This is a genomic window from Halomonas sp. TH-94, from assembly GCF_057473365.1.
Genome location: NZ_JBYCKL010000010.1, coordinates 104618 through 118930, shown reverse-complemented (window position 1 = coordinate 118930; position 14313 = coordinate 104618). Strand labels below are relative to the sequence as shown.

Here is a 14313-nt window from a genome sequence, read left to right as displayed (position 1 = left end):
AAGAAAAAGACGAGTCAGTCAGGCCAGAGGCCCACTCGTCGAAAGTATATGCCGAATCACCCATTTGGCAAGAAAAGCCCTGGCCGACGATAAGCCGAATCACTGAGAAAAAGGACATCGACCTGACGGCTGACGTCGTCTTCAGCCGCCGGTCATGTTCATGAAGCGAACGATCTGGACATCGCCGTCCGTGGTGAAATGGTGACGCTCGGGTTTCAGAGGAAGTGCCTGCACGATAGCGCGCTTGAGCGCATCAATGTCGCCTGGATACTGGCGCAGTACGGCACGCAAATCCACCGAGTGCTCGTTGCCCAGGCAGAGCAGGAGCCGCCCTTCCGCAGTCACGCGCACCCGATTGCAACTGGCACAGAAGTTATGGCTGTGTGGTGAAATGAAACCGATACGACTGTCGCTGTCACTCATGCGGAAATAGCGTGAAGGTCCCAGCGTCGATTCCGTGGTGGGAATCAGCTCGTGTCGCTGCTCTATTGCTGCCTTGACTTCATCGCTCGAGCAAAATGTCTCGGCCCGCGAATGGTCGGACACATCGCCAAGCGGCATCTCCTCGATGAAGCTGAGGTCGACCCGCTCGGAACGAGCGAATTCGACGAGATCGAGCACTTCGTCATCGTTGCGCCCCTTGAGGATCACGGCATTCAGTTTGATACGTTCGAAGCCGGCCTCACGTGCCGCCTGCAAGCCCTCCAGCACACGCGACAAATCGCCGGTGCGAGTCAGGCGACGAAAGCGCTCTGGGTCCAGGGTGTCGAGGCTGATATTGAGACGCCCAAGGCCTGCCTCGCGAAGGCGCCGCGCCTGCTTGACCAGGCCCGCGCCATTGGTGGTCATGCCCAGATCGCGCAGCCCCGGCAGCGCACTCGTTTCCTCGATCAATTGATCGATACCTCGGCGCACGAGCGGTTCGCCCCCCGTCAGACGAATCTTCTCCACTCCCATCTCGACGAACGCCCGCGCCACCATACTCAACTCTTCCAGCGTCAGGATCTGCGCCCGGGGCAGGAACGTCATCTCCTCACTCATGCAGTATACGCAGCGGAAATCGCAGCGGTCCGTCACGGAAATACGTACGTATCGGACACGCCTGCCGAAGTCGTCGATCAACGCCGAAGGCAATGTCTCAGGGGATTTCGTCATTCTCGCTCTCCCAGCGGCTGGCATCACGGTGGTCCGATTCACGCTCGGCGACCCAGTAGTCGCCGGTGATGCTGTGCTCCTTTTTCCAGAAAGGAGCACGGGTCTTCAAGTGATCCATGATGAAGTCGCAGGCTTCGAACGCGGCTCTACGATGTGCACTGGCGACCACCACCAATACGATAGGGTCCCCCGGCACCAGCCGTCCAACCCGATGGATGACGCGCACCCCCTGAAGCGGCCAGCGAGCTTCGGCTTCCGTCACGATTTCTCCCAGTGCCGCTTCGGTCATGCCCGGATAGTGTTCCAATGTCAGCGCCGTTATATCAGGCCGCTCATTGAAGTCCCGTACCAAGCCGGTAAAACTCACTACCGCACCGATATCCGAACGCCCCGCAAGGAGCTGTTGCTGTTCATGGCCGGGATCGAAAGACGCCTCCTGCACTCGGATCATGCGCTCAGCCTCCCGTCACCGGCGGGAAAAAGGCCACCTCATCGTCATTGGTGATTGGCGTCGGATCCAGCGCCATGACCTGATTGACGGCACACAGCACCCGCCCTTCGGTGAGCCGAGCAAAGCGAGGGTCGCGCTTTACCAGCGCACTCTTCAAACCGCCGACATCGGTACTCGGCAAGCTGTCCAGCGGCAGAGTGAGATCGGCCACACCCAATTGCTCGCGCAGTTCGGCAAGAAATTTCACCCGTACGCAATGCGAGTCGATACCGCAACGGCTGCCTACCGAAACCTGCCCGTTAGCTCCCTCGCCGGTCACGATAGGCGCCGCTGTCGGGGCTCCCTGACGCTGGTAGTCACCCGACTTTCCACCACGCTTGGCATCCAGATGGATGGCGCCGATCTCCATGTCCTTGTCGACCGCCTTGCACATGTCGTAGAGCGTCAGGCAGGCCACCGAGACCGCGGTGAGCGCCTCCATTTCCACGCCGGTGCGGCCATTGAGGCGGCACGTGGCGACGACGTCGACACACGAGTTCTCTTTATCCAGATGGAAGTCGACGGTGACCTTGGAGAGGAGCAATGCATGGCAAAGTGGAATCAGCTCATGGGTACGCTTGGCGGCCTGGATGCCGGCAATACGGGCCGTGGCCAATACGTCTCCCTTGGGCAGCCCGCCCTCGCTTAGCAGCGCCAGGGTCTCGGGCTTCATCAGTATGTATCCCGAAGCGGTAGCTTCGCGGCGGCTTTCCGGTTTGTCGGCGACATCGACCATATGGGCCTCGCCGCGCTGATTGAGATGGGTCAGACTCATGTAAGACAGCCTCGGAATCGGTTGGGCAGTTGTCTGTTCAAAGCGTCAGGTCGTAGGATGGCGCGCATCACGAGGCATCCGTTCGGCGGGCCAACGGGCCGGCCAGGCGGCCACCCAGGCAGCGATGGCATCCAGGTCGCCCAGGTCGAGCCAATCGACACCGTGCGGCACGTCCACACGGGGCTGGCTCGCCACCGCCTTGACCCAGGGGTCCTCGGCCACGCGCAGCGTCTTGCCGAGGGCCTCACGGTAGAGCTCCAGCTTGGGCAAGGGCCAAGCCTTGAATCCCTCTACCAGAATCAGATCGGGCCGCTGGCTGCGCACCACCTCGATCAACTGGGCCAGGTCGTCTTCCTGGCGTTCAGGAGTTTCCATCATCATGGCCCACCTGGCCCTCGACGCAACCAGCATCGGGGTTGCACCCGCCTGACGCAGACGATGGCTGTCCTTGCCAGGCTGATCGACATCGAACTCGTGGTGGGCATGTTTGATCACGGCCGTACGCAGCCCCCGTGCGGCAAGTCTCGGCAACAGACTTTCCAACAGCGTGGTCTTGCCGGTGCCGCTCCAGGCAGCGATCCCCAGCAGCGGCAGTGCATCGTCGAAGCCAAGCGCGGCGTGCTTCGAGGTCGACATCAGGCTCGGCTCTCCTCGTTCGGGCGCATCTCCAGGCGCCGCTTGTCATCTTCACTGTTCAGGTTGATGAACGCTTCTGGGCAATCGCTGAAATCCACGCGGGTCCAGGCATGACGTTCGACCCAGTGACGAACCTTACGCTCCCCGGACGCCAGCGCGTCTCGCAGGTCACCTAGCAGGGAGCGCTCCAGCAGCAAAACGACGGGGTGCAGGCGTTCGCCATCGTGAGCCATGGCAATTCTGTGGCTGCCGACGCCCGCCGCCATACGTTCCACCAGGTCATCGGGTAGAAATGGGGTATCACAAGGGACGACCAGAACCCAAGGCGTGGCAGCGGCTTCCAGACCGCTGGCGATACCCATCAGCGGCCCCTGGTACCCCGATTCCCGGTCGGTCACGACACGACCGGCCAGATCACCATAGGTTTCCAGGTGGCGATTGGCGCTGATCAACACCTCGGCCACTCGGCCGACGAGTCGGGACTGCACGTGGCTGACCAGTGAGGCCCCCTGAAACGGCTCGAGCCCCTTGTCGCGACCACCCATACGCCGCCCCTGGCCTCCCGCCAGTATCAGGCCGGTCACATCGGTGAGTGGGGTCAACATGGCGTTGTCGGTTCGATTGGACATACCCCCATGATGCCTCAGGCGGCACGCCGCTACCATGACGCTGAAACAAACCTGGGCGCACAATGATCGCGATCATCTTATCCAAGGCGCCCTTAGCGGGTATCATGTGTCAAACAAATCGAACGAATCTGGGCCTGATATATGGATGGATTTGATGTAGGGACACGTCTGCGCGAGCTGCGCAAGACGCGAAAACTGTCCCAGCGTGAGCTGGCAAAGCGCGCCGGTGTCACCAACAGCACCATTTCACTGATCGAGCAGAACAGCGTAAGCCCTTCGGTCAGCTCCCTGAAGAAGATTCTCGACGCCCTGCCGGTATCGATCAGCTCCTTCTTTGCCGGCGACGAACCCTCATCGCCACGGGCTTTCTATCCTGCCGAAGAGCTCACCGAGATCGGCGATGGCTATCTCTCCTTCCGCTTGGTAGCGGCACGCCGACCGGATCGCAGCATGTCGATCATCCATGAACGCTACCCCCCCGGGGCGGATACCGGCGACGACATGCTCGAGCACGACGGCGAGGAAGGCGGCGTGGTGGTGGCCGGCGAGATTGAGCTCACCGTGGCCGGAGAAGCTCGCCTGCTGCGCGCAGGCGACGCCTACTACTTCGACTCCCGCCTGCCCCACCGTTTCCGCAACGTGGGCGACGAGGAGTGCACGATCGTCAGCGCCAACTCCCCGCCGACCTTTTCGGAAGGCGGCAGGGAGCTGCACCACACCTAGGCTCGATCGCTCAGGGCGTCACTCCTCTTCAGCCCTGGGCAGCAACCAATTCAGCACGATGCCAACCAAGGCGGCCAGGCTCACACCCTGCAGAGTGAACTGGCCACCGCCGAACTGCATGCCGCCGATGCCGAACACCAGGATCAGCGATACCACCACCAGATTGCGCGGTGCGGTCAGTGAGTGGCCGGCGCGCACCAGAGTATTCATGCCCACCACGGCAATGGAGCCGAACAGCAGGGTCATGATGCCGCCCATCACCGGGCCGGGAATGGTCTGCAGCAGCGCACCGAGCTTGGCCACGAAAGCCAGCGCGATGGCGATACAGGCCGCTACTACCATGATCTTCGGATTGAAGGCTCGGGTCAGCGTCACCGCCCCGGTCACTTCGGAGTAAGTGGTATTGGGCGGCCCGCCGAACAGCGCCGCGGTAGTCGTGGCCAAGCCATCGCCCAGCAGCGTGCGCTGCAGTCCGGGCTTTTCCAGGTAGTTCTTGCGCGTGACCGAGCCGATGGCCACCATGTCGCCGATATGCTCGACGGCAGGCGCAATGGCAACGGGGATCATGAACAGGATGGCCGCCCAGTGAAAGCTCGGTGCCGTGAAGCTGGGGATTGCCAACCAGGCAGCCTCCCGCACTGGGGTGAAGTCGACCACGCCCATCAGCAGCGCCAGGACATAGCCCGTCACGATACCGCCCATGATCGGCACCAGCCGCAGCAGGCCGCGGCCGAAAACGGCCAGCACCAAGGTTACCACCAGACTCACCATCGACAGCACGATGGCCTGGCCGTAGCCGATGTTAGCGCTGGTTTCACCCGTCGCCATGCTCACCGCCACCGGAGCGAGCGCCAGGCCGATCACCATGATCACCGGCCCTACCACCACTGCCGGCAGCAGCCGATGCAGCCAGGCCGTACCCTTCAGGCGAACTGCTTGAGAGATCGCCACATAGACCAGCCCCGCCGCCATCAGCCCACCCATGGTGGCCGATACGCCGAAACTGGCCACCGAGCCCTGGATCGGAGCAATGAAGGCGAACGACGAGGCCAGAAAGACCGGCACCGTCACCTTGGTCACACCGTGAAAGATCAGGGTGCCTACACCGGCGGTGAAAAGCGCCACGCTGGGGTCGAGCCCGGTCAACAACGGCACCAGTACCAGCGCGCCGAAAGCGACGAAGAGCATCTGCGCCCCGGTCAGCAAGATCCTGGGCAAGGATTCGGTAGGCGTCTGCGCAGCCGCCACGTGTTCGTTCATGGGTCGTTTCCTTCTTTTGTATCGTTTGTGGATTCGAAGGCATCCTGCCCAGAAAAACGCCCCTGGATCGCAATCTCAGGGGCAGCATCTTGCCTTTTTTGCCAATGACCCTCGCCGAGCACAGGCAGGTCGATGGCAAAAAATCATCTCGTGCCGAAGATCTTGTCTCCCGCATCTCCGAGGCCCGGCACGATATAGCCGTTCTCATCGAGGCGTTCGTCCACGGCGGCAGTGTAGATCTCGATATCGGGGTAGGCATCCTGCACCCGCTTGATTCCCTCGGGGGCGGCTACCAGGACGATCACTTTCATCTGCTGGCAGCCGCGCTCGCGCAGCATGTCCAGCGTGGCCACCATGGTGCCCCCGGTCGCCAGCATGGGATCGATGACGATGGCCAGACGCTCGTCGAGCTCACCGGCGAACTTGGCAAAATAGGGTACCGGCTCGAGGGTCTCTTCATCGCGATAGAGTCCCACCACGCTGATGCGGGCACTGGGGATCAGGTCGGTGACGCCATCGAGCATGCCAAGACCGGCGCGCAGGATCGGCACGATGGTCACCTTCTTGCCCTTGAGCAGCTTCACTGGAATCGGCTTGCCGCTCCAGCCGTCAATCTCCTGCTCCTGCAGCTCGAGGTCCTGGGTCGCCTCATAGGTCAACAGCTTGGCCAGTTCCCCGGCCAGCTCACGAAAGCTCTTGGTGCTGATGCCGGCTTCGCGCATCAGGCCGAGCTTGTGCTGGACCAGCGGATGTTGAATGGCATGGACGCTCATGACGGACCCCTTGGCGTGTTGGAAAGTGGCGGCTCTCACCGCAATGACGAGACGCGGGCATTTTACTCTTATCCAGGTGCGAGGTTAAGGCAGCCAAAACCCACGCATTCATGGCGTTTCCGGCAGCTGCCAGTCGATCGCTTCGCGCCCGTTGTCTTCGAGAAATGCATTGGCCCGTGAAAACTGATGATTGCCGAAAAAGCCACGGTGCGCCGAGAGTGGCGAAGGGTGCGGCGACTCCAGCACCAAGTGGCGCGACGTATCGATCAAGGCCTTCTTTTGTCGTGCGTGGCTACCCCATAGCAGGAACACGCACGGCTCGGCATGGGCATTGATGACTTCGATGGCGCGGTCGGTGAAGACCTCCCATCCCTTGCCACGGTGGGAGCCGGCATTGCCCTGCTCCACCGTCAGTGAGGTGTTCAGCAACAGTACGCCCTGCCGGGCCCAGGACTCGAGATTGCCATGACTCACCGGCCGGCAGCCTACGTCGGCAGCCAGTTCCTTGTAGATGTTGGCCAGCGAAGGCGGAACCGGAACCCCGGGGCGAACCGAGAAGCTCAATCCATGGGCCTGGTTGGGGCCATGGTAAGGGTCCTGACCCAGCACCACGACCTTGACCTGCTCCAACGGCGTCAGCTCGAAGGCCCGAAACCAGTTCGAGGAGTGCGGATAGATCACCTTCCTGGCGGCCTTCTCGGCAGCCAGGAAATCACGCAGCGCCTCCATGTAGGGGGCATCGAACTCGTTCCCCAGCCAGCGCTCCCAGCTTGCGGGCAATGGACAGCTCATGATTCGCTCCCCCGGTGGACGCCTAGCGCTTGACCTGATCGACCAGCGGCTCGACGTAAGCCACACCCATGTCCCACGGAAACTGGATCCAGCAATCCTGAGCCACCTCGGTGAGATACTGATCCACCAGCGGGCGCCCTTCCGGCTTGGCGTAGATGGTGACGAAGTGCGCCTTGGGCATCATTTCACGCACCTTGCGCGCCGTCTTGCCGGTGTCGACCAGATCGTCCACCAGCAGCCAGCCGTCACCGTCATGCTCCACTCCCTTCAGCGTTTGCAGGCCACCCTGTTCCATGTGGTCGTAGCTGCTGATGCAGACGGTATCGATCAGCCGCACGTTGAGCTCGCGAGCAATCAGGGCCGCGGGAATCAGGCCGCCACGGGTGATGGCCACGATGCCCTTGAAGTCGCGCTCGACCAGGCGGTGGCACAGCTCGCGCACATCGCGGTGAAGCTGATCCCAGGAAACGGTGAAGTGTTGGTGGTAGCGGGCGTTACTCATGGCGTTGTCACTCGTCCTCATTGAAGGAGCAGACTGCAAAGACACTGAAGCCGGCCTCGCGAATCTTGCTCGACCCGCCGATATCGGGCAGGTCGATGATGGTGGCGGTTTCCACCACTTGCCCGCCCGAACGGGTGATGAGCTTGGCAGCGGCCAGCATGGTGCCGCCGGTGGCGATCAGGTCGTCCATGATGAGTATCCTGTCGCCCTGGCGGAACGCATCGGAGTGCAGCTCCACCTCGGCCTGACCGTACTCAAGCGTGTAGGTCTCGCTGATGGTGCGAAACGGCAACTTGCCCTTCTTGCGTACCGGCACGAAGCTGCAACCGAGCTCATAGGCGACCGGCGCACCGATGATGAAGCCACGAGCATCGATGGCGGCGATAGCATCCAGCTCCATGTCCTGGTAGCGGTGCACGAAGCTGTCGATCAGCTTGCGAAAGGCCGAACTGTTCTGCAGCAGCGGGGTGATATCACGAAAATTGACCCCTTGCTGCGGCCAGTCGGGGACGGTTCGGATGACGGACTTGATGTAGTCGCCGTAAATGCTCATCGCAGCTCTCGGTGAGGAAGTGTCAGTCTAGGAACAGGAATTTCAGTACGAACAGGATCGCCAGTACCACCACGGCCGGGTTGAGATCCCGGAAACGGCCGGAAAGCGTCTTGATAGCAGCGTAGCTGATGAAGCCAAGCGCAATGCCTTCGACGATCGAGAAGGTCAGCGGCATGGCCAGCGCGGCGATCAGTACGGGCGCGGCGTCGGTGGGGTCGTCCCAATTGGCGTGCGCCAGGCTGCCGGCCATCAGCACCGCCACATAGAGCAGCGCTCCGGCAGTGGCGTAGGCCGGTATCGAACCCGCCAGCGGAGCGAAGAACAGGCTGATCAGGAACAGCCCCGCCACCACCACGGCGGTCAAGCCGGTGCGCCCGCCCGCTGCGATACCCGCCGTGGACTCGATGTAGCTGGTAGTGGTCGAGGTACCCAGTGCAGCGCCGGCCATGGAGGCGCCACTGTCGGCCATCATGGCGCGATTCAGCCGCGGCAGCTTGCCGTCCTTGTCGAGCAGGCCACCCTTGTGGGCAACCCCAACCAGGGTGCCGGAGGTATCGAACAGGTCGACGAACAGGAAGGCGAAGATGACGCTCAGCATCGCCACGTCGAGAGCGCCCATCAGGTCCATGGCCATGAAGGTCGGCGCGATGGAAGGCGGCATCGACATCAGGCCGCCATACTCGTTGTGCCCCAGCACCATGGCCAATACGGTCACACCGAGAATGCCGATCATCACCGCCCCGGTAATCTTCAGATAAGCCATGGCAGTGATGACGAAGAAGCCCAGCAGCGCATAGATTGCCGCTGGCTGAGAAAGATCGCCGAGGGCTACATAGGTGGCCGGATTGGAGACTACGATGCCGGCATTCTTGAGTGCGATCATGGCCAGGAACAAGCCGATACCGGCGGCGATACCAAGGCGCAGGGAGAGCGGAATCGAGTTGATGATCCACTCACGCACCTTGAATATGCTCAGCAGGAAGAAGCAGAAGCCGGAGAAGAACACGGCACCCAGCGCCGCTTCCCACGTGTAACCCATGCCCAGTACGACGCCGTAGGTGAAGAAGGCGTTGAGCCCCATGCCGGGCGCCTGTGCGATGGGATAGTTGGCCCACAGCCCCATGACCAGACAGCCGACCGCCGCGGCCAGACAAGTGGCGACGAATACCGCGCCATAATCCATGCCGGCTTCGGAAAGAATGCTGGGGTTGACGAAAATGATGTAGGCCATGGTCAGGAAGGTGGTGATCCCGGCGATGACCTCGGTCTTCACGCTGGTGTTGTGTTCTGTCAGCTTGAAGCGTTTTTCGAGTACGTTCTTCATTTGTATTTGCTTCCTGCGCACAAGGGCTGGCGTTCGGCCAGGGGCGAGAAAAGCCGCACATGGTACCCAAAGGCTGGCGGTGATGCGAGGCCCAGCAAGGATACGCAGTGCGGCCGGTTCGCTCTGTATAAGCAAACTCTGCGCCAGACGCCAGCGCAGCTACCAACGAAGACTTGACGAAACGGTTGTATGAACCGTTTCTCAAACACCGCGAGCCGCCAGCACGCGCTCTACGGACTCGACGATGGCTTGGGTTTGAGGATCGATTTCGATATTGACCCGGTCACCGGGCACACGGTCAACCAGGAGAGTACGTTCCAGGGTTTCGGGAATGAGATCGACGCAGAACTGAGGGCCGCGTGAGGCCGTGGCGGGTCTCGTCGCCCCGATCGTCAGGCTGATGCCATCGACCCCGATATAGCCCTTGTCGAACAGAAATCGGCCCAGGGAGTGAGGCACCTCGAACCACAGGCGGCGGTTGTTGGGCGCCTGATCGAGCTCAACCAGTTCCGCCATGGCCATCACATGTCCGGACATGGCATGACCGCCTATCTCGTCACCGAAGCGGGCCGCGCGCTCGATATTGACGCGATCTCCTTCGCGCAATGCACCAAGATTGGTCACGCGCAAGGTTTCACGCATCAGGTCGAAGCTGACACGCTCCCCGTCGATGCCGGTGACGGTGAGGCATACGCCGTTATGTGCCACCGAGGCACCCAGCTCGAGCCCCTGGCGCAAATGCTCGGGCAGGCTCACGACATGAGTGCGAAAGGCCTCGGCTTCTTCGATGGCGACGATCTCGGCCGTGCCCTGAACGATGCCTGTGAACATAGTGACTCCTGCGCGGCTCCCTGAAGCGGGAAAGACATTGGGAAGAGTGGAACGCAGTGTAAGAATTGGCTGGCGCGCCGTCCATCATAAGCGAGCGCGCCTCAGCGCCATCGACCAGAGATATCCATGGAATTTCTTCCTCTAACAGCAATATCTTCTGTTAAACGAAGCGCACAAGACGACCTTTCACCAGTCGCGTTGACACCCTACGTCTTTGGCCCTAATATGCCGCCTCACATTTCAGGCGCCGATTTGTACCCGGCTTGCGGGCGCCCACGATGAGGACAGAGAACCGTCGGTTCGATGCTCTCATCGTGAAGTGCAGCTAAAAGGGTGTGTCCAGCGTTGATGGCCACCCGTCAGGGTGGCCTTTTTTTTGGTCTCGGCTCTGCCTGCACGCGCCTCACCGGAACGGCCGTAGGATGCCAGATGATCACGCTACGTAACGTCTCCAAGATTTATCATCTCGATCGCCCCCGAGCCCGGCTGCCGTTCGTTTCGCAACGACATACCGCCCCCGGGCGCACGATCGAAGCGCTGAACGAGGTGGACCTGCACGTTCCTGCAGGCAGCATTCATGGTGTCATCGGCCTGTCGGGTGCCGGCAAGTCGACCCTGATCCGCTGCGTCAACATGCTCGAACGCCCCACCAGCGGCAGCGTCATCGTCGACGGCAAGGAGATGACCGCCCTCTCCTCGACCCAGCTCAACCAAGCTCGCCACCGCATCGGCATGATCTTTCAGCATTTCAACCTGCTGACATCGCGCAATGTATTCGACAACGTCGCCCTGCCCCTGGAACTGATGGGCATGAAGCGCAGCGCCATACGCGAGCGCGTGCTGCCGCTGCTGGAACTCACCGGCCTCTCCGACAAGGCCCGCCAGTTCCCGTCGCAGCTTTCAGGCGGCCAGAAGCAGCGTGTGGCGATAGCCCGAGCGCTGGCCAGCGAACCGCGGGTATTGCTGTGTGACGAGGCGACATCGGCACTGGATCCACAGACCACCGGCTCGATCCTGACACTGCTGCGCGACATCAACCAGAAGCTTGGGCTGACCATTCTGCTGATCACCCACGAAATGGAAGTGGTGAAGACGATTTGCCATCGCGTCAGCCTGATCTCGGACGGCAGACTGGTAGAGGAAGCCGAGGTCGGCGATTTTTTCACTGCACCACGCACCCGTCTCGGCCGGGAATTTCTCAACGACTTCCTGCAGCTGGAGCCCCCCAAGGCGCTGGTCGAGCGGCTCGAAGAAGCGCCCGGCGAGCGTACCCACCCGGTGGTACGCCTGGCTTTCTCCGGCGACGCGGTGTCGACGCCGCTGATCTCGCGATTGGCACGGGAGTGTGGAGTCGACGTCAGCATCCTGCAGGCCAAGGTGGAGTCGATCCAGGAACGTACCCTGGGACTGATGATTGCCGAGCTGCTCGGTTCCCCCGAGCAGACTCGCCGTGCCATCGACTATCTCGAAGCCCATGATCTTCACGTGGAGGTGCTCGGCCATGTCCAGCGCGATGATTGACCTGATCCTGAGGGCGACTCTGGATACCCTCTATATGGTGGCGGTTTCAGGCACCCTTTCGGCCCTGCTCGGCGCACCGCTGGGCGTGATGCTCTACGTCACCCGCCCGCGCCAGATACTGGCACGCCCGCTGCTCAACAAGATCCTGGGCATGGCGACCAATATCGGCCGCTCCATTCCTTTCATCATCCTGATGGTGGCGATCATTCCCTTCACGCGCATGATCGTCGGCACCTCGATCGGCACCAACGCCGCCATCGTGCCGCTGACCATCGCCGCCATTCCCTTCGTCGCCCGCCTGGTGGAAGGCGCGCTGAACGAAATACCGCCGGGCCTGGTGGAAGCCGCTCAATCGATGGGCGCCACCCCGTATCAGGTCATTACCAAGGTGCTGCTGCCGGAAGCCCGCGGCGGCATCATCACGGGCCTGACGATCACCGTCGTGACCCTGGTGAGCTACTCGGCCATGGCCGGTGCCGTGGGCGGCGGCGGCCTGGGTGACCTGGGCATCCGCTACGGATACAACCGCTTCAACCCCACCGTCATGCTGATCACCGTGGCCATCCTGGTGGTCATGGTGCAGGGCTTCCAGAGCCTCGGGGACCACCTGGTACGTAAATCGGATCGCAAGTGACGTAACACCCAAGGAGAACGACCCAAATGCAAGCAACCCTGACCCGCCTGCTCGGCGCCGCCACCCTGGCAGGCGCCACCCTGATCGCCGGCTGCGGCAACGACGACGGCGCCGCCGAAACGCGCTCGATCAAGGTGGGCACCATGTCCGGCCCCGAGTCGGAAGTGATGGAAGTCGCAGTCGCCATTGCCCGCGAGCGCTACGATCTCGAAGTCCAGATCATCGAGTTCACCGACTATGTATCCCCCAACGCGGCTCTGGCCGACGGCAGCCTGGACGCGAACGCCTTCCAGCATGAACCGTACCTGCGCAGCATGATCGATGATCGCGGCTATGACCTGGCCGTCGCCGGGTACACCTTCGTCTATCCGATCGGCGCTTACTCCGACCGCCACGACAGCATCGAAGAGCTGCCCGAGCGCGCCATCATCGCCCTGCCCAACGACCCGACCAATGGCGGCCGTGCGATGATCCTGATGCACAACGCCGGCTTGATCGAGCTGGACGACCCCGAGAACCTCGAGGCGACCCCGATCAATGTGATCGAGAACCCACAGGGCTTCCGTTTCCGCGAAATCGAAGCTGCCCAGCTGCCGCGCGTGCTGCCCGACGTCGACCTCGCCTTCATCAACAACACTTTCGCCCAGCCGGCTGGCCTGCGCCTGGACGAGGCCCTGATTCAGGAAGGCGCCGAGTCACCTTACGTCAACCTGATTGCCGTGCGTGCAGGCGACGAGGAGCGCGAGGAGATCCAACAACTGGTCTCGGCCTATCAAAGCGATGAAGTCGCCGCCAAGGCACTGGAGCTGTTCGACGGCGGCGCGGTTCCCGGCTGGCAGTAATGCGGCCAGGGGAGACGTGACGACGACGGGCCGGCGCATGCGTCGGCCCGTTGGCGTTTCTGTCACGCTTGAATCTCGTTTCAGGAGACGACATGACACATCCCGACTATCCCCTGCTTGCCCGCCAGCTCGAGGCCCTGCTCGATACTCGCGACTGGCTGGTCAACAGCGCCCAGACCTGCGCCTTCATCATGCAGCAGGTGCCCAATCTCAACTGGGTGGGGTTCTACCTGCAGCGCCACCCCGAGCTACTCACCCTCGGCCCCTTTCAGGGCAAACCCGCCTGCAACCCGATACCCTTCCACAAAGGCGTTTGTGGAGCCGCTGCCAGGAGCCTGCAGTGCCAGCGCATCGATGACGTGCATGCCATTGCCGATCATATCGCCTGCGATGCCGACTCGAACGCCGAACTCGTGATACCGGTGCTGGTGGAGGGTTCCCTTTGGGGAGTGCTCGATCTGGATAGCCCGCTCGTGGGCCGGTTCACGGCAGCCGACCAGGCCGGCATCGAAGCGCTGGTAGAGATCTTCGTGATGAAAAGCGATCTGTCTGGCTTTGCGTTCGGGCAATGAGGTCGAGCGGAAATGAAAACGCCCCTTGGCATTCAAGCCAAGGGGCGTTTTGCAATCTGGTAGGACCAAGCGGATTTGAACCGCTGACCTCCACGATGTCAACGTGGCGCTCTAACCAACTGAGCTATGGTCCTGTAAAGCGACATACGGCGGCAGAGTCTGGTAGGACCAGGCGGATTTGAACCGCCGACCTCCACGATGTCAACGTGGCGCTCTAACCAACTGAGCTATGGTCCTGCTGCTTGCCGTATTCTGGCAATTCATGCCTGCCGACGCTGCTATTGAGCCGCGCCAACGGATG

At 61.8% G+C, this 14313-nt stretch carries 17 protein-coding genes and 2 tRNA genes; 5 read left to right on the top strand and 14 right to left on the bottom strand.

Annotation, left to right across the window (positions count from 1 at the left end; all coding sequences use genetic code 11):
* Nucleotides 1-141 precede the first annotated feature (141 nt).
* Genes moaA through mobA form a run of 5 tightly spaced genes read right to left on the bottom strand, consistent with a single transcriptional unit; the run spans nt 142 to nt 3685 of the window.
* Entirely contained in the window at nt 142-1155 is a 1014-nt protein-coding gene (gene moaA / locus AC2VNO_RS01940) for a GTP 3',8-cyclase MoaA (RefSeq protein WP_486932553.1), read from the bottom strand.
* The gene (gene moaE / locus AC2VNO_RS01935) at nt 1139-1606 is read right to left on the bottom strand and encodes a molybdopterin synthase catalytic subunit MoaE (protein ID WP_486932552.1); all 468 of its coding nucleotides are present in this window, start codon (nt 1604-1606) and stop codon (nt 1139-1141) included. Before moaE ends, moaA begins: the two co-directional genes overlap by 17 nt.
* A 4-nt stretch (nt 1607-1610) precedes the next feature.
* The gene (gene moaC, locus AC2VNO_RS01930) at nt 1611-2420 is read right to left on the bottom strand and encodes a cyclic pyranopterin monophosphate synthase MoaC (RefSeq protein ID WP_486932551.1); all 810 of its coding nucleotides are present in this window, start codon (nt 2418-2420) and stop codon (nt 1611-1613) included.
* Nucleotides 2421-2465: 45 nt separating this feature from the next.
* Nucleotides 2466-3056 carry a molybdopterin-guanine dinucleotide biosynthesis protein B gene (mobB, locus tag AC2VNO_RS01925; protein WP_486932550.1) on the bottom strand — a complete coding sequence of 197 codons (591 nt, stop codon included), beginning with the start codon at nt 3054-3056 and terminating at the stop codon, nt 2466-2468.
* Nucleotides 3056-3685 carry a molybdenum cofactor guanylyltransferase MobA gene (mobA, locus tag AC2VNO_RS01920; RefSeq protein WP_486932549.1) on the bottom strand — a complete coding sequence of 210 codons (630 nt, stop codon included), beginning with the start codon at nt 3683-3685 and terminating at the stop codon, nt 3056-3058. Before mobA ends, mobB begins: the two co-directional genes overlap by 1 nt.
* A 141-nt stretch (nt 3686-3826) precedes the next feature.
* Here mobA and AC2VNO_RS01915 point away from each other — a divergent pair, with 141 nt between their 5' ends.
* Nucleotides 3827-4408, top strand: coding sequence for a cupin domain-containing protein (locus AC2VNO_RS01915; protein ID WP_486932548.1), 582 nt, complete (start codon nt 3827-3829; stop codon nt 4406-4408).
* 18 nt (nt 4409-4426) lie between these two features.
* Here AC2VNO_RS01915 and AC2VNO_RS01910 read toward each other — a convergent pair whose 3' ends face one another.
* The 7 genes from AC2VNO_RS01910 to AC2VNO_RS01880 form a co-directional block, all read right to left on the bottom strand.
* Nucleotides 4427-5668, bottom strand: coding sequence for a uracil-xanthine permease family protein (locus AC2VNO_RS01910; RefSeq protein ID WP_486932547.1), 1242 nt, complete (start codon nt 5666-5668; stop codon nt 4427-4429).
* Nucleotides 5669-5811: 143 nt separating this feature from the next.
* Complete coding sequence (gene upp / locus AC2VNO_RS01905; RefSeq protein WP_228579120.1) at nt 5812-6441, bottom strand: uracil phosphoribosyltransferase; 630 nt, start codon at nt 6439-6441, stop codon at nt 5812-5814.
* A gap of 108 nt (nt 6442-6549) precedes the next feature.
* Entirely contained in the window at nt 6550-7233 is a 684-nt protein-coding gene (gene ung / locus AC2VNO_RS01900; protein ID WP_486932546.1) for a uracil-DNA glycosylase, read from the bottom strand.
* A gap of 22 nt (nt 7234-7255) precedes the next feature.
* A complete protein-coding gene (gpt, locus tag AC2VNO_RS01895) occupies nt 7256-7735 on the bottom strand; it encodes a xanthine phosphoribosyltransferase (RefSeq protein WP_228579118.1) in 480 nt (159 codons plus the stop codon).
* Between the two features lie 7 nt (nt 7736-7742).
* Entirely contained in the window at nt 7743-8288 is a 546-nt protein-coding gene (locus AC2VNO_RS01890; protein WP_228579117.1) for an adenine phosphoribosyltransferase, read from the bottom strand.
* A 22-nt stretch (nt 8289-8310) separates the two neighbouring features.
* Entirely contained in the window at nt 8311-9612 is a 1302-nt protein-coding gene (locus tag AC2VNO_RS01885) for an NCS2 family permease (RefSeq protein WP_486932545.1), read from the bottom strand.
* A 201-nt stretch (nt 9613-9813) separates the two neighbouring features.
* Nucleotides 9814-10443, bottom strand: coding sequence for a riboflavin synthase subunit alpha (locus tag AC2VNO_RS01880; RefSeq protein WP_228579115.1), 630 nt, complete (start codon nt 10441-10443; stop codon nt 9814-9816).
* Between the two features lie 429 nt (nt 10444-10872).
* Here AC2VNO_RS01880 and AC2VNO_RS01875 point away from each other — a divergent pair, with 429 nt between their 5' ends.
* The 4 genes from AC2VNO_RS01875 (at nt 10873) to AC2VNO_RS01860 (ending at nt 14012) form a co-directional block, all read left to right on the top strand.
* A complete protein-coding gene (locus AC2VNO_RS01875) occupies nt 10873-11964 on the top strand; it encodes a methionine ABC transporter ATP-binding protein (protein ID WP_486932544.1) in 1092 nt (363 codons plus the stop codon).
* Complete coding sequence (locus tag AC2VNO_RS01870; RefSeq protein WP_228579113.1) at nt 11945-12598, top strand: methionine ABC transporter permease; 654 nt, start codon at nt 11945-11947, stop codon at nt 12596-12598. The genes AC2VNO_RS01875 and AC2VNO_RS01870 overlap by 20 nt, the downstream gene beginning before the upstream one ends.
* A 26-nt stretch (nt 12599-12624) precedes the next feature.
* Nucleotides 12625-13440: a MetQ/NlpA family ABC transporter substrate-binding protein gene (locus tag AC2VNO_RS01865; RefSeq protein ID WP_228579112.1), complete on the top strand. Its 816-nt coding sequence runs from the start codon at nt 12625-12627 to the stop codon at nt 13438-13440.
* Between the two features lie 92 nt (nt 13441-13532).
* On the top strand, nt 13533-14012 hold the full coding sequence (locus tag AC2VNO_RS01860) for a GAF domain-containing protein (protein WP_228579111.1): 480 nt from the start codon (nt 13533-13535) through the stop codon (nt 14010-14012).
* A gap of 57 nt (nt 14013-14069) precedes the next feature.
* On the opposite strand, the gene AC2VNO_RS01855 is transcribed toward AC2VNO_RS01860, so the two are convergent.
* Together AC2VNO_RS01855 and AC2VNO_RS01850 are read right to left on the bottom strand one after the other, a co-directional pair.
* A tRNA-Val gene (locus AC2VNO_RS01855) sits at nt 14070-14146 on the bottom strand.
* 26 nt (nt 14147-14172) lie between these two features.
* Nucleotides 14173-14249, bottom strand: a tRNA-Val gene (locus AC2VNO_RS01850).
* Between the last annotated feature and the right edge of the window lie 64 nt (nt 14250-14313).

Excerpts from the sequence above, each read along its gene's own strand:
- moaA (WP_486932553.1), bottom strand. The coding sequence starts at position 1,155 with ATGACGAAATCCCCTGAGACATTGCCTTCGGCGTTGATCGACGACTTC.
- moaE (WP_486932552.1), bottom strand. The coding sequence starts at position 1,606 with ATGATCCGAGTGCAGGAGGCGTCTTTCGATCCCGGCCATGAACAGCAA.
- moaC (WP_486932551.1), bottom strand. The coding sequence starts at position 2,420 with ATGAGTCTGACCCATCTCAATCAGCGCGGCGAGGCCCATATGGTCGAT.
- mobB (WP_486932550.1), bottom strand. The coding sequence starts at position 3,056 with ATGTCGACCTCGAAGCACGCCGCGCTTGGCTTCGACGATGCACTGCCG.
- mobA (WP_486932549.1), bottom strand. The coding sequence starts at position 3,685 with ATGTCCAATCGAACCGACAACGCCATGTTGACCCCACTCACCGATGTG.
- AC2VNO_RS01915 (WP_486932548.1), top strand. The coding sequence starts at position 3,827 with ATGGATGGATTTGATGTAGGGACACGTCTGCGCGAGCTGCGCAAGACG.
- AC2VNO_RS01910 (WP_486932547.1), bottom strand. The coding sequence starts at position 5,668 with ATGAACGAACACGTGGCGGCTGCGCAGACGCCTACCGAATCCTTGCCC.
- upp (WP_228579120.1), bottom strand. The coding sequence starts at position 6,441 with ATGAGCGTCCATGCCATTCAACATCCGCTGGTCCAGCACAAGCTCGGC.
- ung (WP_486932546.1), bottom strand. The coding sequence starts at position 7,233 with ATGAGCTGTCCATTGCCCGCAAGCTGGGAGCGCTGGCTGGGGAACGAG.
- gpt (WP_228579118.1), bottom strand. The coding sequence starts at position 7,735 with ATGAGTAACGCCCGCTACCACCAACACTTCACCGTTTCCTGGGATCAG.
- AC2VNO_RS01890 (WP_228579117.1), bottom strand. The coding sequence starts at position 8,288 with ATGAGCATTTACGGCGACTACATCAAGTCCGTCATCCGAACCGTCCCC.
- AC2VNO_RS01885 (WP_486932545.1), bottom strand. The coding sequence starts at position 9,612 with ATGAAGAACGTACTCGAAAAACGCTTCAAGCTGACAGAACACAACACC.
- AC2VNO_RS01880 (WP_228579115.1), bottom strand. The coding sequence starts at position 10,443 with ATGTTCACAGGCATCGTTCAGGGCACGGCCGAGATCGTCGCCATCGAA.
- AC2VNO_RS01875 (WP_486932544.1), top strand. The coding sequence starts at position 10,873 with ATGATCACGCTACGTAACGTCTCCAAGATTTATCATCTCGATCGCCCC.
- AC2VNO_RS01870 (WP_228579113.1), top strand. The coding sequence starts at position 11,945 with ATGTCCAGCGCGATGATTGACCTGATCCTGAGGGCGACTCTGGATACC.
- AC2VNO_RS01865 (WP_228579112.1), top strand. The coding sequence starts at position 12,625 with ATGCAAGCAACCCTGACCCGCCTGCTCGGCGCCGCCACCCTGGCAGGC.
- AC2VNO_RS01860 (WP_228579111.1), top strand. The coding sequence starts at position 13,533 with ATGACACATCCCGACTATCCCCTGCTTGCCCGCCAGCTCGAGGCCCTG.